The 22,197-nt window shown below is 71.0% G+C and carries 18 protein-coding genes; 11 read left to right on the top strand and 7 right to left on the bottom strand.

Annotated features, from left to right (window positions below; genetic code table 11):
- Positions 1 to 233 precede the first annotated feature (233 nt).
- Positions 234 to 1,550 (top strand): condensation domain-containing protein, encoded by a 1,317-nt coding sequence (locus Saso_RS23505; protein ID WP_189921975.1) that lies wholly within the window; start codon positions 234 to 236, stop codon positions 1,548 to 1,550.
- 42 nt (positions 1,551 to 1,592) lie between these two features.
- Here Saso_RS23505 and Saso_RS23500 read toward each other — a convergent pair whose 3' ends face one another.
- Positions 1,593 to 1,898, bottom strand: coding sequence for a phosphopantetheine-binding protein (locus Saso_RS23500; protein ID WP_189921976.1), 306 nt, complete (start codon positions 1,896 to 1,898; stop codon positions 1,593 to 1,595).
- A 136-nt stretch (positions 1,899 to 2,034) separates the two neighbouring features.
- Here Saso_RS23500 and Saso_RS23495 point away from each other — a divergent pair, with 136 nt between their 5' ends.
- The gene (locus Saso_RS23495) at positions 2,035 to 3,441 is read left to right on the top strand and encodes a condensation domain-containing protein (RefSeq protein ID WP_189921977.1); all 1,407 of its coding nucleotides are present in this window, start codon (positions 2,035 to 2,037) and stop codon (positions 3,439 to 3,441) included.
- A 6-nt stretch (positions 3,442 to 3,447) separates the two neighbouring features.
- Here Saso_RS23495 and Saso_RS23490 read toward each other — a convergent pair whose 3' ends face one another.
- Positions 3,448 to 5,238: a condensation domain-containing protein gene (locus tag Saso_RS23490; protein ID WP_189921989.1), complete on the bottom strand. Its 1,791-nt coding sequence runs from the start codon at positions 5,236 to 5,238 to the stop codon at positions 3,448 to 3,450.
- 272 nt (positions 5,239 to 5,510) lie between these two features.
- Here Saso_RS23490 and Saso_RS23485 point away from each other — a divergent pair, with 272 nt between their 5' ends.
- From Saso_RS23485 to Saso_RS23460, 6 genes are all read left to right on the top strand, one after another.
- Positions 5,511 to 6,803, top strand: coding sequence for an MFS transporter (locus Saso_RS23485; RefSeq protein ID WP_189921991.1), 1,293 nt, complete (start codon positions 5,511 to 5,513; stop codon positions 6,801 to 6,803).
- Positions 6,804 to 6,917: 114 nt separating this feature from the next.
- Positions 6,918 to 9,995, top strand: a complete 3,078-nt coding sequence (locus tag Saso_RS23480; RefSeq protein WP_189921993.1) for an AMP-binding protein — start codon at positions 6,918 to 6,920, stop codon at positions 9,993 to 9,995.
- A gap of 97 nt (positions 9,996 to 10,092) precedes the next feature.
- Positions 10,093 to 10,986, top strand: coding sequence for an RNA polymerase sigma-70 factor (locus tag Saso_RS23475; RefSeq protein ID WP_189921995.1), 894 nt, complete (start codon positions 10,093 to 10,095; stop codon positions 10,984 to 10,986).
- Positions 10,987 to 11,429: 443 nt separating this feature from the next.
- Positions 11,430 to 14,738, top strand: a complete 3,309-nt coding sequence (locus Saso_RS23470) for an RHS repeat-associated core domain-containing protein (RefSeq protein ID WP_189922201.1) — start codon at positions 11,430 to 11,432, stop codon at positions 14,736 to 14,738.
- Positions 14,739 to 14,814: 76 nt separating this feature from the next.
- Entirely contained in the window at positions 14,815 to 14,997 is a 183-nt protein-coding gene (locus Saso_RS23465; protein WP_189921996.1) for a hypothetical protein, read from the top strand.
- A complete protein-coding gene (locus tag Saso_RS23460; RefSeq protein ID WP_229901273.1) occupies positions 14,997 to 15,116 on the top strand; it encodes an LPXTG cell wall anchor domain-containing protein in 120 nt (39 codons plus the stop codon). Before Saso_RS23465 ends, Saso_RS23460 begins: the two co-directional genes overlap by 1 nt.
- A 102-nt stretch (positions 15,117 to 15,218) precedes the next feature.
- Here the strand turns inward: Saso_RS23460 and Saso_RS23455 are convergent, their stop codons facing one another.
- From Saso_RS23455 to Saso_RS23445, 3 genes are all read right to left on the bottom strand, one after another.
- The gene (locus Saso_RS23455) at positions 15,219 to 15,980 is read right to left on the bottom strand and encodes an isocitrate lyase/PEP mutase family protein (RefSeq protein ID WP_189922000.1); all 762 of its coding nucleotides are present in this window, start codon (positions 15,978 to 15,980) and stop codon (positions 15,219 to 15,221) included.
- Positions 15,981 to 16,129: 149 nt separating this feature from the next.
- Positions 16,130 to 16,792 (bottom strand): response regulator transcription factor, encoded by a 663-nt coding sequence (locus Saso_RS23450; RefSeq protein WP_189922002.1) that lies wholly within the window; start codon positions 16,790 to 16,792, stop codon positions 16,130 to 16,132.
- A gap of 14 nt (positions 16,793 to 16,806) precedes the next feature.
- Complete coding sequence (locus Saso_RS23445; protein ID WP_189922004.1) at positions 16,807 to 17,961, bottom strand: sensor histidine kinase; 1,155 nt, start codon at positions 17,959 to 17,961, stop codon at positions 16,807 to 16,809.
- A 109-nt stretch (positions 17,962 to 18,070) separates the two neighbouring features.
- Between Saso_RS23445 and Saso_RS23440 the strand changes: the two genes are divergently transcribed.
- Both Saso_RS23440 and Saso_RS23435 read left to right on the top strand, forming a co-directional pair.
- A complete protein-coding gene (locus Saso_RS23440; protein ID WP_189922010.1) occupies positions 18,071 to 18,991 on the top strand; it encodes an ABC transporter ATP-binding protein in 921 nt (306 codons plus the stop codon).
- Positions 18,992 to 18,993: 2 nt separating this feature from the next.
- Positions 18,994 to 19,734 carry an ABC transporter permease subunit gene (locus Saso_RS23435; protein WP_189922012.1) on the top strand — a complete coding sequence of 247 codons (741 nt, stop codon included), beginning with the start codon at positions 18,994 to 18,996 and terminating at the stop codon, positions 19,732 to 19,734.
- 46 nt (positions 19,735 to 19,780) lie between these two features.
- Here Saso_RS23435 and Saso_RS23430 read toward each other — a convergent pair whose 3' ends face one another.
- Positions 19,781 to 20,386: a dihydrofolate reductase family protein gene (locus Saso_RS23430; RefSeq protein WP_189922014.1), complete on the bottom strand. Its 606-nt coding sequence runs from the start codon at positions 20,384 to 20,386 to the stop codon at positions 19,781 to 19,783.
- A gap of 164 nt (positions 20,387 to 20,550) precedes the next feature.
- Entirely contained in the window at positions 20,551 to 20,931 is a 381-nt protein-coding gene (locus Saso_RS23425; RefSeq protein WP_189922016.1) for a winged helix-turn-helix transcriptional regulator, read from the bottom strand.
- Positions 20,932 to 21,020: 89 nt separating this feature from the next.
- Here Saso_RS23425 and Saso_RS23420 point away from each other — a divergent pair, with 89 nt between their 5' ends.
- Positions 21,021 to 21,950, top strand: a complete 930-nt coding sequence (locus Saso_RS23420; RefSeq protein ID WP_189922018.1) for an NADP-dependent oxidoreductase — start codon at positions 21,021 to 21,023, stop codon at positions 21,948 to 21,950.
- The last annotated feature ends 247 nt before the right edge of the window (positions 21,951 to 22,197 follow it).

Here is a 22,197-nt window from a genome sequence, read left to right as displayed (position 1 = left end):
GTTGACGAGAGATCACTTGGCCTGAAAGCATTCCACTGCCACCGACCGGTGGCCGAAGAAGTAGCCTACGGAAAGGGGAAGTTGACATGATCAAGGTCAACTCTGTGAGCCTCGCGCTCATCAACCTCGAGCAGCTCCGCCGTCAGGCCGCGGCGAAGTAGTGCTATCGACAAGTGCCGTACGGGAGTCGTTCTTTCGTGCGGCACTTGTCGCAACACCGGGTGAGGGAGCGCATGGACCGGGCTAATGGAAGCGCGTACGCCACGGAATTGAGCCGCCAGCAGCAACGGCTCTGGGAAGTGGAGTGCCTGGTTCGGGGAACCGCGCTGCTGCACACCGGCATAGCCCTGCGTCTCGAGGGAATACTCGACGAGAAAAGGCTTTCCCACGCCGTCACCGCCGTATTTCGGCGACATGAACTGCTCAACACCGGCTTCCGCGCGGACTGCGAGACACCGGTCCTCGGACCGGCCACGCACGACGAGCCGCACGTCCTGCACCGTCCGGACCTGTGTGCCGACCGGGCCGCGGACCTCGCCGAGGTACGCCGAGCGGCGGCCGAGGCCCATGCGGAGATGTTTCCCCTGGACGGCGGGCCCTTGGCGCGCGCCCACCTGACGCTTCTCGGTGACGGCAGCGGCGTCCTGCTCCTCACCTTCCACCGGCTCGTGATGGACCTGTTCTCCCTGCACCAGGTGGTGACGGACGTTCAGGAGGCCTACCGGCTCGGACCGGACGAGCCGTTCCCGCCGGCGGACCGCTACTCGGCACTGCTGGCCGCGCGTGAGCACCGCAGGGCCACCGACTGGGAGTTCTGGCGCACCGAACTGTCACAGTTCCCCACCCCGTGGATCGCCGAACGACGTCCGCAGCCGGGCTGGCTGCCCGAAGGCGCCGAGCTGCGCGTTCCCCTCGATGCCACCCTCTCCGGTCTCATCCAGGCGAACGCCCGGGCCGCTCGCTGCACGCCCACCGTGTACGTCACCGCCGCGGCCGCCGGGCGGGTGCTGGAGCGCTCCGGGGCCGCCGACCTGGTCCTCGGCACCATGTCCGCGAACCGCATGAACTCCGACGCGGTGGGTCCGCTCGCCCAGGCGGTCCTCGTCCGCGTCGGCTCCTCGGCCCCGCACGGCGACCAGGGCGTGCTCGCCCAGGTGCGGCGAGGGCTGCGCGAGGGAATCGCGCACCAGGGAGTGGAGTTCGAGGAGATCGTCGATCTCCTCACCGACGGGATGGGCGTCGCCCGTGACGATCTGGCCCCGCTCAGCGTGAGCGTGACGGCGGACTCCTGGCAAGGCTCCGTGGCGGGGCTCGCCTTCACCCTCTTCGACCTCGACGACGACGGTGGCGCAGGGCAGGCCGAGGAGGAAGCGGAAGGGGAAGCGGCCGCCGGGCCGGTGGTCCGCCCCTCCCAGCTGGACCTGGAATTCAACCTGTCCGCGGCACAACCTCAGTTGGTCGTCACCTACGACCGCCAGTGCTTCGGTGCGCCATGGTGCGAGCGGTTCGCGGCCGACCTGCTGACCGACCTGGCCACCGGCCACGGCTGACGCGGCGCCCGCATCCGGGCGGACGGATCACCGCCCGCCCGGTCAGGACACCCCACCCCGTGTGCGGTCGATCGTCTCCAGCCCCAGCCGTCGTACGTCCGCGAAGCGCGCCTCGTCGAGAAGCGCGGTCATCAGCGTGACGTCCAGATCCTCGACATCCGGCGCGCACTCCGCGGCCTGCGAGGCGATCCGCGCCGCGTCGATCGACGTGCCTCCGGCCTCGTAGAAGTCCGAGTCCTCCGCCGGGAGGGAGCCGAGCACGCCGTGCCATGCCTGAGCGAGGGCCGCCGTGAGGTCGTCCTGTCCCTGCCGGCCGTCCCGCGTCGCCGAGGTGTCCACATCCGCCATGGCAGGAACATAACGCACCGGCGCCCATCGCGGTCCGAAGTTTTACAGTCGTGTGGCATGACCGCTCTGACAAGGGGATACGCCGTGCGCCGAGGGTAGCGTCGACTGCGTTACGGCGTCTTCCCCGAGGCAGGTCATGACGGCGACATCCCCTCAGCCGGAGCAAGGACTTCCGCTCTCCTCGCGTCAGGAGTGGTGCTGGGAGTGGGAGAGGTGTTACCAGGAGCCCTACCCGAAGGCGGTCTCCCTGGACTGCTCGACCACCCTGCGCATGCGAGGGGCCCTGGACGTCGGCGCGTTGCGTGAGGCGCTCGCCGAAGTCGCCCTGCGGCACGACGCGTTGCGGCTGCGGCTGCTCGACTCCGGTACGCCGGTGGAGCGCATGGTCCGACCGAGGCAGGCGTTACGCGCGGAGCCCTTTCCCCTGGAACTGGCGGACCTGGGCGACGCACTGCGGCGACGGGACCTGCACGAGATCCTCGTCGACCTGACCACACGGCCCTTCCAGGTCACCGACCGGCTGTCCCGGGCCACCTTGCTGCGGCTGGCCGCCGACGACCACATCCTGCTGACCAGCTTCCACCATCTGGTCTTCGACGAGCCGAGCCACCAGGTCTACCTGCGCGACCTCGCCCGCTTCTACAACCGCCGCGTGGCCGCCCCCGGTGCCGGCGGCATCGGAGCATCCTTGTCCTACACGGACTTCGTCCGCACCGAGAACACCCGCCGAGCCCGCCTCGACACCGCGACCCGTCTCGCCGGCTGGGCGGACCGGCTGCGGGCCCACGGCTCCGGGGACCTTCTGCCGGGCCGCACCGCCGGATTCCTCCCGCTCCAGCACCAGTACGACAGCGTCCGTCTGGACCTGTCCGCCGAAGAGACCCGCCGGCTGCTGCGCGCGGCCCGCGGTGAACGCGTCTCCCTGTACGCGCTGCTCGCGGCGGCACTGACCCGGACCCTGGGCGGCTTCTACGGCCGCAGGCAAGTGATCCTCTCCACGCCCTCGCACGGCCGCGTGCGCCCCGAGACCCGCTCCGCCGTCGGTCTGTTCTCCAACATGATCCAGATACCGGTGGACCTGGGGCAGCACTCGCCGAGCGGACTGTTCCGCCGGGTGGACAGCGTCCTCAGGGACGCCTCGGCCGTCGTCGATCTGCCGTTCGGCCGGCTCGCCGAGGCCGTCCTGGGCCGCGAGGGCGACGCGGCCTTCTACCGCCACGCCCTCGCGCACGCGGAACTGCGCCTCTACGGGGTGACCGGCTGGATCGTCGACCGGCGGCAACACGACATATCCCTGCACGGACTGCGCACCGGTCTCGTCCCCTACCAGCAGGACTTCTCCCGGCTCAAGTACGCCGCACCGCAGTCCTCCCTGGCCGCCGCGGCCACGCTCTCGGTCGGCCTCACCATGGAGACGGGCCGGCTGACCGGCGCGCTGCGCTACGAGACGACGTACCACGGACGCCGGACGGCCGAGACCCTGGCGGACGACTTCCGGGGACGGCTGACCGACCTGGCGCGCGTCGGGGCGCGACATGCGTGAGTCCCGTCAGGCCCCGGTCCCGGCTCCGGTGGCGTCGGTGGAGCGTGCGTCGGGGGTCTCGCGTCCCGGCCCCTCCACGAGGACCTCGCACCCCCGCCACTCCTCCACCGTGGCGGGGAGCGAGGGGCCCGCCCCGCAGACGACGTACCGGTGCGGGGCCATGACGAACCTGTGCCCGGGCAGGGCGGCCAGCACCAGGCGATGCATCTCCGGCGGACCGGGCGGCCGCTGCGGCCCCCGGGGTACGAGGTACGCCGTCAGACGGGGGCTGCCGGTGCCGCCGGGCTCCACGAAGACCAGCGCGGCGCGGGGGGAGAGCGCCCGGGTGAGCAGCGTGCGCACCTCGGCCGGATCGATCCAGCAGCCGTCCACGAGCTCCAGGCCCGCGCGTCGGTCCAGCCCGGCGAGTGCCTGGGCGTCCCGGACGAGGTCCTGCGGCCGGGGCGCGTCGTCGCGGGCGGCCCGCAGAAGGATCTCCTCCAGACAGGCGAGGAATGCGGTGAGCCGGTCGCGGGAGAAGAGGGCGGTGTCCGCGGAGAGCGTGACCTCGAGGCATCCGGACACGCGCCACACGTCGACGTAGAACTTGCCCGGCTCCCACTCCTCGAAGCCGCCGTCGTCCTGGAAGACCGTGGGCTCGTCCGCCGTGTCCTGGGCCGTCGGCCCCCGGTCCTGGCCCGGATCGCCGTAGCCGTGGATGTTGAGGAAGCACTCCAGGTCCAGGTCCACGCCCCGGGCGGACGCCACCGACTCCGTCAGCAGGTCGAGGCGGCGCGGGTCGCGCTCGCCGACACGGTAGGCCCGCAGGGACGCCTGCCACGCGGCGTGGGCGATGTCGCGGAACGGGAGATCGGCGACCGTGAGGGCCACCGGAATGATCTGGAAGAAGGTACCGACCGAGTTGCGGCTCGCCGGTGACGTCCGGTTCGCGCAGAACAGCCGGAACGTGGCGTCCTCCAGTCCGCTGATCGCGCTCACCAGCACCGCGAGGGCCCCGGTCAGTACCGCGTTGGCGGTCGTGCCGTGGCGTGCGGCGGCCTGCGCCAGCGCACGTGCCGCCGACCGGGAACGCATCGTGGTCTTCGGGAATCGCGGGGACCCGGGAGTCCGCAGCGTAAGGGGGAAACGGTCGTTGGGAAAGCGGGAGAGCTGAGCGGTCCAGAAGGCGTCGGCCCGGGCCTCGCTCCGGCCACCGGCCCGGCGCTGTGCCGCGGCGTGCTCGCGCGGTTGCAGCAGCGGGCGGGGAGGCCGGGCGGACAGGGAGGCACGCTCCTCGGGAGCCGCCGTCAACAGCTCCCTGAGGTCACCGGCGATCACCTGGACACCCCAGCCGTCGGTCGCGACATGGGAAAGGCACAACGCCACCGCGGACACGACGCCCGAGACGGTGATCACCGCGATACGCAGAGGCCACTCGAACACGGTGAAGGGAAGGCGCCTCAGTTCCTCCAGGACGGCCCCGACGGCCTCGGGGGCGGCGCGGTGGTGGACCCGGACGGGCACCCTCCCGCTCGCGCAGACGAACTGCCGGTAGCTGCCGTCCTCGCGTACGTTGAGCCGCGTCCGCAACGACTCGTGACGCTCGATCACCACCCGGAGGGCCCCCAGCACGTCGTCGAGGGTCGGCCTCGTGCCCGCCTCGCACACGATCAGCGCGTCGAGGTTCATGTGGTCCGTGTACGGAGCGGAGTTCTCCATCCACCGGCACACCTGATCCTGACTCCAGGTGAGGTCCGCGGCCCCCGAGGTGGCGGCGTCGAACTCGACGTGGACCGGTTCGGTCACAGGGTGATCCATCGCTCGGTCTGCTCCTCGGTCGCCGGGGTCGCACGGGACGGCTGGCGGGGACCGGTCGAGCGGCGCCGACCGTCCTCCCCGGACGGCTGGAAGACAGGGGTGTGAAGATTTTTGCGGACCGGTGATCACCCGTTCGAACTCACATATTCTGTCCGGCGTCGTGTTCGGATACACGGAGCCCGAGTGGCGCGATCGCGCCGGGCGGGCCGAGAGAGGAGCGCACGGGTGAGTCACGCACGAGGTCCGGCGACGGACCCGACGGGGGACACGCGATGACCGACGGTCTGGCTGCTCGACTACCACTGGACCTGCTGCGCGAGCCGAATCTGCGGCGGCTGTTCTGCGCCCAGGCCGCCTCGGTCCTGGGCAGCAGCATGATGCCCATCGCCCTGTCGTTCGCCGTGCTGGAACACGGCGGCGGGGCGAGCGGGGTCGGCCTGGTGCTGGGCGCGCAGACCGCGCCCCTCATCGTGTTCCTGCTGGCGGGCGGCGTCCTGGCGGACCGGTGGGGCCGCAGGGTCACCATGATCGGCAGCGACCTCGCGCGCGCGGCCATCGAAATCGCCGTCGTGGTCATCCTGCTGACGGTCGGTATGCCGCTGGGAGGCTTCGTCGTCTTCGCCGCGGCGCTCTCCGTGGCCGCCGCGTTCTTCCACCCCGCCTTCCACGGGTTCGTCCCCGAGGTCGTCTCGGGGAAGCGGCTCCAGGAGGCCAACGCCCTGGGCTCCACGTTCAATTCGATCGGCTCGCTGCTGGGACCCGCCGTCGCCGGAGCGCTGGTGGCCTGGACCGATCCCGCGTGGGTCATCGCCATCGACGCGGCGACCTTCCTGGCCAGCGCGTTGTTCCTGGCCGGAGTGCGCACCTCGTCGTCCGCTGCGCGGTCCTCCGGCGAGGACGAGAGCTTCTTCCAGCAACTGCACCACGGCTGGCGCGAGTTCAGCTCACGCACCTGGCTGTGGTCCCTGCTCGCCTACACCTCGCTCGCGTCCACCTTCGTCCTGGGGCCCGTGATGGTGCTGGGCATCGCCTTCGTCGGCGGCAAGGAGAACGGCGCCGCCCAATGGGGCACCGTCATGGCCGCGCAGGGAGTCGGCTCCCTCCTCGGCGGATTCGCGGGCATGCGGGTGCGCTTCCGCAGACCGCTGCTGGCCTCCGTCTTCTGCACGTTCGGTCTGGGAGCGTTCGCCGGTCTCCTCGCCGTGCGCGCGCCGGTGTACGTGCTGGTCCTGGGCTCGCTGCTGTCCGGCGCGGGATTCGCGCTGCTGCACATCCTCTGGACGAGCAGCTTGCAGGCCGATGTGCCGCCGGACGCGATGTCCCGCGTCAGCGCGTACGACGGTGTGGCGACCGTGCTCTCCATGACGGTGGGCTACTGGTGGGCCGCCCCGACGGCGGACCGGGTCGGGGCCACGTCGTTGCTGTGGTTCGGTGTGGTGTGGACGCTGGTGAGCGCCGCCGCGATGGTCACGCTGCCGCAGATCCGCCGGTCCGCGCCGGGCACGGACAAGCGCGAGGCCGACGCGGCCACCCCGGAGGCCCGAGAACCTTCCACCACCCACTGAGCGGCGCCCGGGCGGACCGTGTGCCCCCGCCCGGGAGCCGTCCGGCGCCAAGCAGCGAAAGGGAAGCCGATGCCGCAGTCCGCTCTTTCGGTCCTCGCCGGAGACATCAGGCCCGTGCCCGCAGACGTGTACGCCATGTTCCGCGTGCAGGCCGAACGCCACCCCGGGCGGACGGCGCTCCGGCAGGGAGCCGAAGGCCGTACCTATCGCGAACTGCATCTCTTCGCTGAGGAATTGGCCGGCCGGCTGTACCGTCGCGGCGTGCGCCCGGGCACGTCCGTCGCCGTACACATCGAGCGGGGCATCCACGCGGTGGGCGCACTGCTGGCGGTGTTACGGCTCGGGGCCGCTTATGTGCCGCTCGACGTGCACCATCCGCCGGAGCGTTCCCGGGGCGCTCTGCGTGAGTCCGGCGCGACCTGCGTACTCGTCTGCGGGGAAGCGCCGTTCGAGGACGTCGAAGCCGTCGACCTGCTCCGACCCAAACCGCGCGAGGAGGTCCCCGCCACCGCACCGTCGCCGGCCCTGGACGATCCGGCCTACATCCTGTTCACCTCAGGATCGACCGGTGTGCCCAAAGGAGCCAGGCTTCCCTACCGCGCCCTGTCGAACCTGGTCACCTGGCTGCGCCGCAAGGCCAGCGTGGGCGTGGGTGACCGGACGCTCCAGTTCTCCCGGGTGAGCTTCGACGTGTTCCTCACGGAGGTCCTCGGCACCCTGGCCACCGGCGGTGAGCTGCTGGTGCTCGACGAGTCCCGTCGCGCGGACCTGGACCACCTCCTGCGGTTCTGCGACGACCGGCACATCAAGCGCCTCCACCTGCCGTACGCGGCGCTCCGCCCCTTCGCCGAGTGGGCCCAGTACCGCCGGGCCTCGCTCCCGCATCTCGTCGAGATCTCCACGGCCGGTGAACAGCCGCACGTGACGGACGCGTTGGAGCGGCTCCTCGGCGCCGGCGGGCGGCCGATCCGGCTCACGAACCAGTACGGCCCCACCGAGACCCATGTGGTCACGGAGGCGATCCTCACCGGCGACCCGGCCGGCTGGCCCCGCACGCCGTCCGCCGGTGTCGCCCTCGACAACACCGTCGTCGCCCTGCTGGACCCCGCGGGCGCCGTCGTCCCCCTGGGCGACGAGGGCGAGGTGAGCGTCGTCGGCGCGCAGGTGGGACTCGGCTACGTGGGTCCGGTGTCCACCGCGTCGGGTGCGGGCTTCGGGCACGTCGAGGCGCTGGGCGGACGCTGGGGCTACCGCACCGGAGACCTGGGCCGGATCGAGGACGGCGAACTGGTCCTGCGCGGTCGGATCGACCACCAGGTGAAGATCAGCGGCCACCGGGTGGAGCCCGGCGAGATCGAGATCCTCGCCGACCGTGCGGCGAGCCTCGCCGAAGTGGCCGCCGTGCCCGTGGACACGCCCGGCGGTACGCGCACGATGGCGCTCTTCGTGGTACCGGCGCCGGGAGCCACGGTGGACCCGGACGCTCTGCGCGGCGCACTCGCCCGCCGCCTGCCGGAAGCATTGGTCCCCAGCCGGATCGTCCTCTGCGAGGCGCTGCCCCGCACCAGCTCGGGCAAGATCGACCGCAGGAGCCTCGCCGAGCGCCACGCCGACCGGACCGCCCGGTCGGCCCCGAGCTCCGCACTGCCTGCCGAGGAGACGCGGATCGCGGGTCGCCTGGCCGCGGTGCTGGGCCTGGATCGGGTCCTGGAGACGGATTCCCTGCTCTCCCTGGGCGGCAGCTCGCTCCAGGCGATGACCCTGTTGACCGAGCTGGCGGCCGAGTTCGGCAGCACGCCCTCGATGGAACGGCTGATGGGCGGCGCGAGCGTCTCCGACCTGGCCGGGCAGCTGAGGGCGGGCGGTTGGGAGGAGCCCGACAGCCGCCCGCCGCACGAAGCGAACGACTCCGTCCCGCTCGTGCCCTGCGACCCGGCCGCGGCTGCCGGTCCTCCCGGCAGGACACCGACATCGCTGCTCCCCGCGTCGCCCGTGCAGTCCGAGATCTGGCTGGCCGGCCGGCTCGGTGACCCGACGGCACACAACGTGACGCTCGTCCTCGACATCGCGGGCAGGCTGGACGACGCACGGCTGAGGCACGCCCTCCGGCACACCATCGCCCGGCATCCGGCACTGCGTTCCCTGCTGAAGCGTAAGCGTGACCGCGTCTTCGTGCACCGTCCACAGGACTGGGTCACCCCTTTCGCGTTCGAAGCGGCAGACGGGGCGGCGTCGCGCACCGGCGCGGAAGCGAGCGAAAGAGCTTTCGCCGAAAGACCGTTCGACGTGGGGAGCGACCTGCCGATCCGCGTGGCCCTGCTGCGCGGCCCCGGCCGGGACCGGCTGCTGGTGGCGTTCCACCAGCACGCGGTGGACGCCCAGGGCATCCAGGCCTTCGTCGACGACCTGGCCCACCGGTACGGCACTCCCGACGACGCCCGGGCGGACGTGACGGACGAGGCCCTGGACGCAGCGGCACCCGGTCCGGGCCCGGCGGACGCCGCCACCCTGGCGCACTGGAGATCGGCCCTCGCGGGCGTCACCCCGGCCCACACGACCTGGCTGCGGCGCGAGGGCGGCTCTCCCTCGGGCCGATCGGTTCACCGGCGCCTGGAGCTTCCGTACGACGTGCTGCACCCGCACCGGGGCGCATCCGGGAGCGGTACGGCCACCCGGTTCGCGCGCATCATCGGTGCCTTCGCACATGCCGCGCACGCGGTCGGAGCGCCGGATGAGTTCCTCACCGGCGTCGTCACGACACGCCGCGTCCCAGGGGTCTCTCCCGCCGTGGGCTGCCACCTGGGCCTCCTGCCGATCCTGCTGCGGCCGGGGGCCGGGCTCTCCGACACGGTGACCTCCGTACACGCGGCCATGGCGACGGCGCTGTCCCACCGGCAGATCAGCCTGGGTGAGCTGACGTCGGTCCTGCCGAAGGGCGCGGCCGTCACCTCGACGTTCGGGCTCGACGACGCGGAGAGGCGCGAAGTCGACTTCGCGGGCACCCGGGCCACCACCCGGTACGTCCACGCGCGCACCCTCCAGTTCCCCCTCGCCTTCACACCGTGGACGAGCCCTCTGGGGACCGCGGGCCTCGACGCGGTGTTCGACGACGGCCTCCACCTCCCGGACACCGTCGACGCGCTGCTCGACGAATGGACACGCATCCTGCGCCACTCCGCACAGCGTCCCTGAGCCGCGCATGCCCTGCCGGACCCGGGCCCGCCGCAGGCCACCAGGTCGCGTCGCCGCGCGCCGTGACACCGGATCGCGGCGCTGTCAGCATGATCGGATGATCGACGCCACGGACGAGCAGGACCCCTACATCGAACACCGCAGGCTGCTGTTCGCCACCGCCTACCGCATGCTGGGCAGCGTCACGGACGCCGAGGACGTCCTCCAGGACACCTGGCTGAGGTGGAGGACCGTGGACCGGCACGACCTCCGCCACCCCAAGGCCTATCTGGTCCGCACGGTCACCAACCTCTCGTTGGACCGCCTCACCTCCGCACGGGCGGTCCGCGAGGTCTACGTCGGCCCGTGGCTCCCGGAGCCCCTGCTGACCTCTCCCGACGTCGCCGCGGACACCGAACTGGCCGACAGCGTCTCCACCGCCATGATGGTCGTCCTGGAAACCCTCAGTCCCGTCGAACGCGCCGTCTTCCTGCTCCGTGAGGTCTTCGCCTACTCGCACGCCGAGATCGCGCAGACCCTCGAACGCCCCGAGCCGACGGTTCGTCAGATCGCCCACCGCGCACGCGATCACGTCCAGGCCCGCCGCCCCCGCTTCGATGCCGACCGCAACCAGCGCCGGAAGGTCACCACCCATTTCATGGAGGCCTGCGCGGGCGGCGACCTGAACGCCGTCATGGAACTGCTCGCCCCTGATGTGACCGCCTGGTCCGACGGCGGCGGCAAGGTGACCGCGGCCCGCCGCCCCCTCCACGGCGCCGATCACGTCGCGCGCTGGATCACGGGCTTCCTGGCCAAGCCCGGTCTTGCCGACCTGACCATGGAGCCGGTCGTCGTCAACGGCGAGCTCGGCATCCTGGCCACCCTCGGCGGACACCCGGTCGGCGCCATCACGTTCGACATCGCCGACGAACGCATCCAGAACCTGCGCTTCCAGGTCAACCCCGAGAAGCTGAGCGGCCTGACACCCCGCAACGGCTGGACGCTGCCGTGAGTTGACCTCTGAGGCCGCCTCTTGCGGCACGGCCGCTCCTGGGCACAGCGACCCACCAGCCGAGCACCCGCGCCAGCGCCGGCGCGCGCCCGCGTCCGTGCCAGCCCGCGCCCGCGCCCGCCGAGGGGGAGGCTTTGAGTCGCGTTCCGCCTGCCGCGAGCATGCTGTAGTCGCCCTGCTGTGCTGTCCAGGTGTCCTATGCGGTCTTCTGCCCCTTTCCCGCGCTCGAAGGGGAGGGGCTGATTCCTGCCCGTATGGCGAGGCAAACAGGGGGAAGCGCACGGATCTTTGTGCGATTCCGGTGTCAGCTTGTGTGCACCTGGTGGCCGTTGGGGTCGCCGGGGCTGCTTTGCCTATGGGGGAATTCCATGTACCTGCGTGCCTTCGGCATGCCCTTTCGGCGTGCCCGCAGAAGGTCAGCCGCTCTCGCCGCCTCGGCGGTCATGGTCTCCGCGACGCTGGCCCTGTCGGCGCTGCCGACCGCCTTCGCGGTCGCCGACGACACCAAGCCCGGTTCCGTCTGGGGCCCGGGCGGCCCCGACTTCGAAGTGCCGGCGGTGAAAGTCGGCTCGAACCGGCCCGTGAAGACCGAACCTTCGCGGAATCCGACCGACGAGGCGTACGCGTCCTGGCTGCGGGAGCAGCGCGAGCACGCCGAGGGCACACCGTCCGCGAAAGCCGGGCCCCGCAGCGGCGCGGCCGACACCTCGGCGACCTCCCTCGTGCCGGAGGGGCAGGGTGACGTGCCCTGGCACCGGTACACCAGCTTCGCCGTCACCGACGCCCTGACGGCGAAGATCGACTACTCGACCGGCAATCTGATGCTGACGGCCACCGACTTCGACATCGCCGGTGTGGGACAGCGCCTGACGCTCGCGCGGACGTACAACTCGCTGGACGCACCGTGGGGGAAGGTCTCGCAGCGCTGGTGGCAGCAGTACGAGCGCTATCTGCACCTGTCCTCCACCGAGGCGGTCCTCTACGACGCCTCCGGCGCCACGGTCCGCTTCACCAAGCACAGCGACGGCTCCTTCACCACGCCGAAGGGCTGGTCGGAGGACCTGAAGAAGAACGCGGACGGCACCTACACGCTGACGAAGTGGAAGTCGGGGGCGTCGGACACCTATGACGCCAACGGCACGCTGACGAAGGCCACCGACCGCAACAAGGGCACGATCACGGTCACCCAGCACGACGAGGGCGGCGAGCACAAGGGCTTCAAGCTGACCGAGACGCGCTCGGGGCGCTGGATCGACCTGCTGAGGACGGACGCCTCGCAGTGGCAGGCCAAGGACAACACCGGCCGCACCGCCGTGTTCGGCCTCGACGGCGCGGGCAACCTGGCCACCACCACGGACACCGAGGGCAAGACGGTGACCTTCCGTCATGACACCTCGGGCCGCATCGACAAGATCACCACCGCGGAGGGGAGGGTGACGGTCTTCACGTACGACGACGCCGACCGTGTCACCTCCATGCTGCGCGGCACCGGCTTCGACAGTGACGGCCACACCGGACCGACCTGGACCTACGGCTACACCGGTGACTCCGCGACCGCCGCCGGCACGACCACCGCCACCGACCCGGAGAACCACGCCACGAAGTACGCGCACGACGGCGACGGCCAGGTCACCGAGGTGACCGACGCGCTCGGCCACCAGCGGTCCACCAAGTTCGACGTCAACCACAACATCGACACCGCCACCGACGCGATGGGCTCCGGTACCACTCCGGGCAACGTCACCGACTACGGCTTCGACAGCCGCAACAACCTCAAGACCGCCACCCTGCCCACCGGTGGGGCCACGGTGAACACCTGGCAGACCATCGCCGGCGGCGACGTACCCAAGGACTCCACCGACCCCGACGGTGAGAAGACCGCCTTCACCTACGACACGGCCGGCAACACCAAGACGGTCGCGCAGACCGGCACCGGCGGCGGCAGCGTCTCCTACGACCACAACCCCGCCACCGCCTCCTGCGGCGGCTTCGAGGGCCAGCGCTGCGCGCAGAAGACGAAGATGTCCTCCTCCAAGACGGTGCAGACGGACTTCCACTACGACGCCAAGGGCAACCTGGAATGGGCCAAGGCGCCGGCGCCCCTGGGGAGGACGACGTACACCTACGACGACCTGGGCCGCACCAGGACCGTCACCGACGCCCGCGGCGTCACGGTCACCTACACCTACGACAACCTCGACCGCATCCGCACCGTCACCTCGCCGAACACGGTGAAGGTCGAGTACTGGTACGACGGCGACGGCAACCTCAGGCAGCGTTCCGACAACACCGGCACCGTCTCCTACGAGTTCGACCCGTTGCAGCGCGAGACGGTCCGCCACCTCCAGGACGGCTCCCAGACCCTGCTGTCCTACACAGCGGCCGGCAACGTGGACTCCTACCAGGACCCCGCCGGCACGGTCACCTACACGTGGAACGAGGTCGACAAGCTCAAGGAACTCAAGGACTCCCAGGGCCGGGTCACGTCGTACACGTACGACAACAACGACGTCCGCAGGACCACCACGTACCCCGGCGGCACGGTCCAGACGGTCGAGGTCGACAAGTCCAGCCGGCCGAAGTCCCTCAAGGTCACCTCGGATCAGGGCACCCTGGTGAACCTGGCCTACACCTACGGATACGGCACCGGCAGCGCCACCGACGGCAACAAGATCCGCACCAGCACCGACGGCGTCACGGGATTGAAGCGGACGTACACCTACGACGGCGCGGGCCGCTTCTCCTATGCCAAGGAGGAGAAGGCGGGCGCGATCGCCGACTCCTGGCAGTACTGCTACGACCTGGCCGGCAACCTCACCTCCCAGGGCACCGACCCCGGCTGCCCGCGCGGCACCACCTACACCTACAACGACGCCCAGCAGCTCACGAACAAGTCCACCACGACGGGCACTTGGTCCTACGACGCCGTCGGCAACGAAACCGCCGGCGCCTCCACCGACGACTACCTCCGCACCGGCGAGACCTGGTCCGACCACTCGCAGATGACGTCGATCACCGTCGGCGGCAAGACGTACGCGGGCCAGTACGGCTCGACCGATCAGCGCGAACGCATCAGGCTCGGCGACACGTTCTTCCACAACGGACCGCTGGGCCTGTCGGCGAAGACGACAGCCGGCACGGACATGGGCTTCAACCGGGAACCCGGGGGCACGTTGAACTCCATGACGACCGGGGGCAAGACGTACTTCTACCTCACCGACGCCATCGGCAGCGTGATCGGTCTGGCGGACGAGGACGGCAACAAGGTCGACACCTACGCCTACAGCCCTCGTGGCGTGCGCATCCTGGCGCAGTCCTCCGAACCGGTCGCCCAGCCCTACCGCTTCGCCGGGAACTACCAGGACCCGACCGGCCTCTACCACCTGAAGGCCCGCTACTACGACGCCAACACAGGCCGGTTCACCCAGCCCGACCCCTCGGGCCGGGAACAGAACCCGTACCTGTACGCCGAAGGCGACCCCGTCAACCGCATCGACCCCGACGGGCTGTTCAGCCTGGGAGGCATCGGGGACGGGCTCGGCGTCGCGACCATCCTCTACGAGGGGTTCACCGGCGGAACGGGCGCGGCCGAGAAGGCGACCGCGGCCATGATCGCGGACATCGGTATCACGGGGCTCTGCGAAGCCGGAGCCGCGGCGTTCACCGGACCGGGTGCCGTCCCCGCGCTCCCCTTCTGCATGACGATCGGCGCGGCGGCGGGCACGTACATCGGTGCCACGTACAAGAGCTGAGGAACGGACCGATCGTGGTTGCCGGAGCAGGCGTCGTCCTGCTCCGGCAACCACGGTTCCGAACAGGGAGAACGAGATGATCCAACCGGGAAGAGGGCGCCAGATCCTCCTCTTCGGCATGCTGGCGCTGGTCTGCGGTGTCCTTCTGCTGGCGCTCTCCTCAGGGGGCCCGGCCACCGCGTTCGGATGGCTGCTCGTCGCGGGTGGAGCGCTGTGCGTGCCGGTGAGTCTGCTCAGCAGGAAGAAGGGGCAGGGGTGATGTGGTCTCTCGCTGCCCCGCCCCCGTTGCGGGACGGACAGTCGGCCCTCTGGTTCACCGTCGGATTCCTCGTGCTGGTGGGCGTCGCCCTGTTCGTCTTCAGCAGGAGGAACAGGTGACGGGTGACAGGCCACAGGTGAAGTAACCGCCGTGAAGACGTGGGAACTCTCCCGTCCCGCCCGGGACACCTCCGCTCCCGCGGGGGTGTCCCGGGCGGTTCCTCACGGAGTCCAGGGACCGAGCATGTCCTTCATCGCATCCGACATCGCGAACTGGAGCAGCGGCCCGTAGGTGACCCGGCCGACACCGAGGCGACGGAAGCGCTCGAGGTCGTGCTTGACGGGATGGGCCGTGGAGTTCACCGGGACGGCGACGGCGCCGGTCACCGCCGTGAGCAGCTCGTCGTCGTCCTGGATACCCACCGGGTAGACGCTGTCGGCGCCGGCCTGCTCCAGGGCTCGCAGTCGCTCGATCGCCTCGTCGAGGACGCCGGAAGCACTCGGCGCGTGGATGAAGAGGTCGGTGCGTCCGTTCACCCAGATCGGGACTCCCGCGTCGTCCGCCGCCGCGCGCAGGCCGCCGATGTAGCTCGCGTGCTCCTCGGTACTGCGCACGCGGCCCCCGTCCGAGTGGACGGTGTCCTCGATGTTGAGACCGGCGCCGCCGACCTCGATGAGCCCGGCGATGAGATCCGCGGGCTTGTGCCCGTATCCGGCCTCCAGGTCCACGGACACCGGGACGTCGACGGCCGCGATGATCGGCCTGACGGCGGCGAGCACCTCCTCGAAAGTCTGCCCCTCGTGGTCGTCGGCTCCCCGGGAGTCGGCGAGCGGATGACTGCCGATCGTCAGCGCGGGGAAACCGAGAGAGGCCGCCGTCCGCGCGGACCACACGTCCCAGACGGTCGGCAGTACGAGCGGCTTGTACTCGGCGTGCAGCTGCCTGAGGCGCTGAGCACGCTCAACAGTGATACGAGAGTCCATGCCAAGGACGCTACACCGGCCCCGCACACAATGCCGCGCAGGCAGGTGACGGACGCCGAGCGGGTCCGGACCGCGGTGGGTGCCCGGCCGACGTCGTCGTACCGCACCGCCGTGCCTGGTCCAGGGCCCCGTCCGCCAGGAGCGCCCTCTCACCCCGGCGCGACGAACCCCGATTCGTACGCCGTGATGACCGCCTGGGTCCGGTTGCGTGCCCCGAGCTTCGCCAGGACGGCGCCGGCATGCGACTTGACCGTCTCCGTCCCGACGACGAGCCGGGCGGCGATCTCCGCGTTCGACATCCCGCGTGCCATCAATCGCAGCACCTCGGACTCCCGCTCGGTCAACCCGGCCCTCCTCAAAGTGTCCTGGGCTGCCGCATTCCCACCGCGGTCGCCGTATTCGGCGGCCAGCTGCCGCACCGACGCCGGGAAGAGCAGCGAATCGCCCTCGGCGACCAAGCGCACCGCGTGCACGATCTCGGCGGCCCGGGCCCGCTTCAGCAGGAACCCGTTCGCGCCCGCGCGCAGCGCCTCGTAGACGTACTCGTCACTCTCGAAGGTCGTCACGACGAGGATCTTCGGCGGCTCGGCGACCGACCGCAGCACCGCGCGGGTGGCCTCGATGCCGTCCATCAGCGGCATGCGTACGTCCATCGCGACCACGTCCGGTCGCAGCTGCCGCACCAGCGGGATCACCGCCGCCCCATCGGCCGCTTCCCCGACGACCCTGATGTCGGGCTGCGCCTCCAGCACCGCGCGCAGCCCCATCCGCACCAGGGGTTCATCGTCGACGAGGAGTACGGTGACCGGCATCCGGCCAGCGTAGATCAGCGCAGGGGCAGCTCCGCCCGCACCCTCCAGTCCCCTTCGTGAGGCCCGGTGGACGCCCGCCCGCCGAGCAGGGCGGCCCGCTCCCGTATGCCCCGCAGCCCGCTGCCCCGCCCCGGGCCGGGAATGCGGGCCGTCGACGGGTTGCGCACCTCCAGATACAGAAGATCGCCGGCAACCGCGACGCGGACCCGCACCGGGACCGGCCCCGCATGCCGCAGCACATTGGTCAGCGCCTCCTGGAGGATGCGGTAGCCCTCCCGCGACACCGGCCCCGGGACGGTCTCCAGCGGCCCGCTGACCTCGGCGTCGACCTTCGCCCCGGACGCCCGCGCCGACTCCAGCAGCCGGTCGGCCCCCGTCAGGGTCGGACTCTCGCTCACCGGCCGTCCGGACTCCCGCAGCACGCCGAGCACCCGCTCCAGATCCGCGAGAGCCGACCGGCCGCTCTCCTCGATGGCCGCCAGGGCCCGATCGGTGAACTTCGCGTCTCCCGCCGCCCGCGCCGCTCCCGCCTGCACCACCGCGACCGTCAGCGCATGCCCGATGGAGTCGTGCAACTCCCGCGCGATGCGGTTGCGTTCGAGCAACTGCTCCGTCCGTTCCTCCAGGGCGGCGAGCCGCTCGACGGCCGACGGACCCAGCAACCCGCGCGCGACGACGGTCACCGACCGACCCAGGCCCACCACGGCGCCGTACAGGGCGAGAAGGGGAAGCGGGACGAGCAGTGCCGTCCACCAGCGCGGAGCCGCCCCGCGCGGCCCGGGCAGACCGACCGGAACCGGCCCGCCCGCGCCGACGGCCAAGTCGTAGGCCAGGGTGGGCAACCAGACGCAGGCGAACGCCGCTGCCGCGCCCAGGACCATCCGCACCTCCAGCCACAGCACCGTGCGGAGCCTGCCCCGCCAGGTCGCCGACGGTGCCACGGAGAAGCCGGGGTCCGAGTCGCCCGCCACGAGCAGCAGCCGGGCCTGGACCCCCTCGCCCGTCCGCACCGCCGGGATCAGCCCGACCGGCACGAGGACCAGCGCGGGGACCCACGGTCTCGACGGGTCGATGAACATCCAGACGCTCACGACGAGCATCGGCACCCACAGATGCAGCAGTCGTGTGTACGTCGTCCCCCGCCACAGCGGGCGCAGCAGGCGGCCCATGCCGGCCATCCTCGCAGGCGGCACGCACACCGGGCCTCCCCCGAGCGGGGGAGACGGTCCCCACCGAAGAGGGAGGACCGGGCCGCACGCGGCGGCAAGAGTGAGGGCCATGACCAGCATCGACGTACGAGACCTCACCAAGGAACACGGGCCCCGGCGGGCCGTGGACCGCCTCACGTTCAGCGTGCGGCCGGGTCGCGTCACCGGCTTCCTCGGCCCCAACGGCGCGGGCAAGTCCACCACCTTGCGCCTCCTCCTCGGCCTGGACAGACCCACCGCCGGCACCGCCACCATCGGAGGCCAGGCCTACACCGGCCTGCGCCAACCCCTGCGACACGTGGGCGCGCTGCTCGACGCGCAGGCCGCGCACGGCTCGCGCACGGGACGCGATCATCTGCGGGCCCTGGCGGCGAGCAACCGCATCCCGGTCCGCCGGGTCGAGGACGTGCTCACGGAGACCGGCCTCGCACCGGCCGCGCGGCGCCGGGTACGGACCTACTCCCTGGGCATGCGCCAACGCCTCGGCATCGCCGCCGCCCTGCTCGGCGACCCCCAAGTGGTGCTCCTCGACGAGCCGTCCAACGGCCTGGACCCCGAAGGCATCGTCTGGATCCGCGCGTTGCTCAAACGGCTCGCCGCGGAGGGACGGACCGTACTGGTCTCCAGCCATCTCATGAACGAGACCGCCTCCTTCGCCGACCACCTCGTCGTCCTCGGCCGGGGCCGCCTGCTGGCCGACACCCCGCTGCGGGACTTCATCGACGCGCGTGTGCGACCGCACGTACGCATCCGTACCACCGACCCCACCGCCCTCAAGAGCGTGCTCGACCGCCACGGCCACGACGCGGAGGAACACGAGGACGGGCACTGGACGGTGCACCACGCACGCGTGGACGACATCGGCCGCCTCCTGTCCGACGCCGGCGTCCCCCTGCTCGAACTGAGTGCGCAGGAAGGCACGCTGGAACAGGCCTACCTCGACCTGACCGCCGCCGAAGCGGAGTTCACGGCCCGCACCCAGGAGGCCTGACCATGGGATTCACGCCCGCACTGCACGCCGAGTGGATCAAGATCCGGACGCTGCGCTCGCTGGTCGGCGCCCTGTGCGCGATGCTGTCGGCCACCGTCGTGTTCTCGGCGCTCTCCGCGTTCTCGGCAGGCACCGAGACCGCCACGGACGGCGATGACCTCGACCCGCTCTTCTCCGCCCTCTTCGGCGTGAACTTCGGCCAGATCGCGGCGATGGCCTTCGCCACGACAGCCGTCTCGAGCGAGTTCCGGGGCGGCGCACTGCGCCTGTCGCTGGCCGCCGTGCCGCACCGGGGCATCTGGTTCGCGGCCAAGCTCACGGCGATCGCCCTGCCCGTACTGACCGTCGGTCTGGCCACCGGACTGGTCACGGTCGCCGTGGGCAGCGCGGTGCTGGGCGAGAAGGCGGACGCCCTGAGCACGGCCGACTGTCTGCGCGGCGCACTGGGCTGCGCCGCCTACCTGACCCTGATGGCACTGCTCGCGGCGGGCCTGACGGCCGTGCTGCGGAGCGGGACAGCCGCATTGAGCATCCTCGTTCCGTTCCTGCTGATCGTGTCCTTCGTGGTCGGCGACATGAGCGGCAACATGGCGGACCTGCTCCCCGACCGAGCCGGCCAAGTAGTGCTCCACAGCACGTGGCAGGGGACGTTGGGCCCCTGGGCGGGTCTCGCCGTGACCGCCGCGTGGACGGCGACGGCCGTAGCGGCCGGGACGTGGCAGCTGCGGCACAGGGATGCCTGAGCCACCCGCCGGCCCGCTGCCGTCCCCGCCGGCGGACAGGGTCAGGTCACGCAGGTGCACCCAGCGGCGGGTGTTCGAGCACTCGGGGCTTGTACTCGACCAGCTGAATGCGGCCGTCGAAGGTACGGTGGTCGATCATTTCGAGGGCGACGTCGGGATAGCCGTCGTAGATGCGTTCCTCGCCGGTGGCCCCGGTGATCACCGGGAACATCACCACCCGGAAGCGGTCGACGAGTCCGGCTTCGAGCAGGGATTTGGAGAGACTGAGGCTGCCGATGGTGCTGAGGAGCCCCGAGCCGCTCGCCTTGAGGGCGCGGACCGCCTTGACGGCGTCGTCTCGGACGAGCGTAGCGTTGGCCCACGTCAGCGGCTCCTCGAGTGAGGAGGAGAACACCATCTTGGTCGCTTGCGTGAGCTCGTCGACGGACGCCTCCTCCTCGGGCCGGAACTCCGCTTGACCACTCGGGACCTCGCCTGCGGCGAACCCCGACATCAGACGGTAGGTGTTCGTTCCCATCAGGTACGTGGCTTTGGGCTGTGTGCCGAGCCATGCGAGGTACTCCGGGCCCTCCAGGCCCCAGAACCCGGGCCACCCCTCTCCCGACGCACAGCCGTCCAGGGAGGTGATGAAGTCGACGAGAAGCTCTGACATGGCGGTATTCCTTCCTGAGGTGTCACGAGCTTGGACCGGACGGGAGCCGAAAACTCATCGGCCGCGCTGAAGGGGACGCTGCGGGGCAACGACGAAACCCAGAAGGCGGCAGCTGTCCTGTCCCGCTCAGTCGTGGATGCCGGAAGGGCTGTCCCCAGGGGACCTCAGTCGCTCTGGGCGACCGGCTCGGGGGCGGAGTCGAGCGCGTCGAGCACTGCGTCGCCGTTCGCCCTCGCCCACTCGGTCAGCATGTGGATCGGATCGATCAGCGTCGCCCCGAGCGGGGTGAGCTCGTACTCGACGCGGGGCGGCACCTCGGCGTACGCGTGGCGGCGGATGAGTCCATGCGCCTCGAGCCGTCGAAGCGTCTGGGTGAGCATCTTGCGGGAGATGCCGCCGATCAACTCGATCAGCTGGCCATGCCGCACCGGGCCCCTGCTGAGGCCGTAGAGCACGACCACCGTCCACTTGTCGGCGATCAGCTCGACCGCAAGACGCGCCGGACAGTCGGCGAGAAAGGAGTCCCCGGGACCGAAACCGCTCATGGCGCCAAAGGTACCTGCGCGGAAGGTACCTGCCGGTTCCTATCGGATTCATAGCCTGGGCCTTCTCCCCTTCCAGAACCAGGAGAGTCATGCGAGTCATCACCCAGCAGACGCTCGGCGGTCCCGAGGTGCTCACCGTCGTGGACGCGCCCGAGCCCCAGCCCTTTCCGACCGAGGTTCTCGTCCGCGTCAAGGCCATCGGTCTGAACCCGCTGGAGGCGCGCCTGCGGGCCGGCGAGTTCCCGCTGATCGGCCGGCCGCCGTTCATTCTGGGCTGGGACATCAGCGGTGTGGTCGAGGAAGCACCGGGGACGTGGCGGTTCAGGCCCGGCGACGAGGTGTTCGGGATGCCGCTGTTCCCGCGGGCGGCGAGCGCCTACGCCGAGGTGGTGTCGGCGCCGGCGTTGCACCTGGCACGCAAGCCGGCGTCGCTCTCGCACGTCGAGGCGTCGGCGCTGCCGGTCGTCGGGCTGACGGCGTGGCAGGGCCTCGTCGACCTCGGCGGCGTGAAGGAGGGCGACCGCGTCCTGGTCCACGGCGGTGGCGGCGGGGTCGGCCACGTGGCGATCCAGATCGCGAAAGCGCTCGGCGCGTACGTGATCACCACCGCAGGCGGAAGCAAGCGGACGTTCGTCGAGGAGTTCGGCGCCGACGAGGTGGTCGACTACACGGCGGTCGACTTCACCGACGCGGTCCGCGACATCGATGTCGTGCTCGACACGATCGGCGGCGACACCGTCGAGCGGTCGCTCGAAGTGCTGCGTCCGGGCGGTCACCTGGTGACGGCGGTCGCCGAGGAGGATGCGGAGCTCATCGCCAGGTACGAGGCGGCCGGCATGCGCTTCAGCGGCATCGCGGTCCAACCCGATCCGGACGCCCTGCGAGGTCTCGTCGAACTCGTCGAACAGGGCAGGCTCCGGGTCCACGTGCAGGAGACGTTCCCGTTCGAGCGCGTCGCCGAGGCACACCGGCTGCTCGACGCCGGTCACCTCCAGGGCAAGCTCGTCCTCACCGTCTGATCCCGTCGTGGGGCCTCGCGCGAGCGAGGACCCCACCGCGGTGTCCTACGGGTCCCCACGGGCCGGCTCCGGCCTTTCGTCCCGACGCACCGAGTCGACCTGTCTCGTCCCACGCCGACCGCGTCGTTGTGCCCGTCGGAGGGGACGAAACCGTCGTCCGAACCGTGCGCTCCAGGATCCACCGGACGGTCGTCGGGCTCGCCCTCGCCCTCGGCTCCGGGCCGCATCACCCTCGCAAGCCTTGCCG

The organism is Streptomyces asoensis (assembly GCF_016860545.1).
Classification (GTDB): Bacteria; Actinomycetota; Actinomycetes; order Streptomycetales; family Streptomycetaceae; genus Streptomyces; species Streptomyces asoensis.
The sequence above is the reverse complement of the archived record's forward strand: the minus strand, read 5'-3'. Positions and strand labels throughout refer to the sequence as shown.

Excerpts from the sequence above, each read along its gene's own strand:
- Saso_RS23505 (WP_189921975.1), top strand. The coding sequence starts at position 234 with ATGGACCGGGCTAATGGAAGCGCGTACGCCACGGAATTGAGCCGCCAG.
- Saso_RS23500 (WP_189921976.1), bottom strand. The coding sequence starts at position 1,898 with ATGGCGGATGTGGACACCTCGGCGACGCGGGACGGCCGGCAGGGACAG.
- Saso_RS23495 (WP_189921977.1), top strand. The coding sequence starts at position 2,035 with ATGACGGCGACATCCCCTCAGCCGGAGCAAGGACTTCCGCTCTCCTCG.
- Saso_RS23490 (WP_189921989.1), bottom strand. The coding sequence starts at position 5,238 with ATGGATCACCCTGTGACCGAACCGGTCCACGTCGAGTTCGACGCCGCC.
- Saso_RS23485 (WP_189921991.1), top strand. The coding sequence starts at position 5,511 with ATGACCGACGGTCTGGCTGCTCGACTACCACTGGACCTGCTGCGCGAG.
- Saso_RS23475 (WP_189921995.1), top strand. The coding sequence starts at position 10,093 with ATGATCGACGCCACGGACGAGCAGGACCCCTACATCGAACACCGCAGG.
- Saso_RS23470 (WP_189922201.1), top strand. The coding sequence starts at position 11,430 with ATGGTCTCCGCGACGCTGGCCCTGTCGGCGCTGCCGACCGCCTTCGCG.
- Saso_RS23465 (WP_189921996.1), top strand. The coding sequence starts at position 14,815 with ATGATCCAACCGGGAAGAGGGCGCCAGATCCTCCTCTTCGGCATGCTG.
- Saso_RS23460 (WP_229901273.1), top strand. The coding sequence starts at position 14,997 with ATGTGGTCTCTCGCTGCCCCGCCCCCGTTGCGGGACGGACAGTCGGCC.
- Saso_RS23455 (WP_189922000.1), bottom strand. The coding sequence starts at position 15,980 with ATGGACTCTCGTATCACTGTTGAGCGTGCTCAGCGCCTCAGGCAGCTG.
- Saso_RS23450 (WP_189922002.1), bottom strand. The coding sequence starts at position 16,792 with ATGCCGGTCACCGTACTCCTCGTCGACGATGAACCCCTGGTGCGGATG.
- Saso_RS23445 (WP_189922004.1), bottom strand. The coding sequence starts at position 17,961 with ATGGGCCGCCTGCTGCGCCCGCTGTGGCGGGGGACGACGTACACACGA.
- Saso_RS23440 (WP_189922010.1), top strand. The coding sequence starts at position 18,071 with ATGACCAGCATCGACGTACGAGACCTCACCAAGGAACACGGGCCCCGG.
- Saso_RS23435 (WP_189922012.1), top strand. The coding sequence starts at position 18,994 with ATGGGATTCACGCCCGCACTGCACGCCGAGTGGATCAAGATCCGGACG.
- Saso_RS23430 (WP_189922014.1), bottom strand. The coding sequence starts at position 20,386 with ATGTCAGAGCTTCTCGTCGACTTCATCACCTCCCTGGACGGCTGTGCG.
- Saso_RS23425 (WP_189922016.1), bottom strand. The coding sequence starts at position 20,931 with ATGAGCGGTTTCGGTCCCGGGGACTCCTTTCTCGCCGACTGTCCGGCG.
- Saso_RS23420 (WP_189922018.1), top strand. The coding sequence starts at position 21,021 with ATGCGAGTCATCACCCAGCAGACGCTCGGCGGTCCCGAGGTGCTCACC.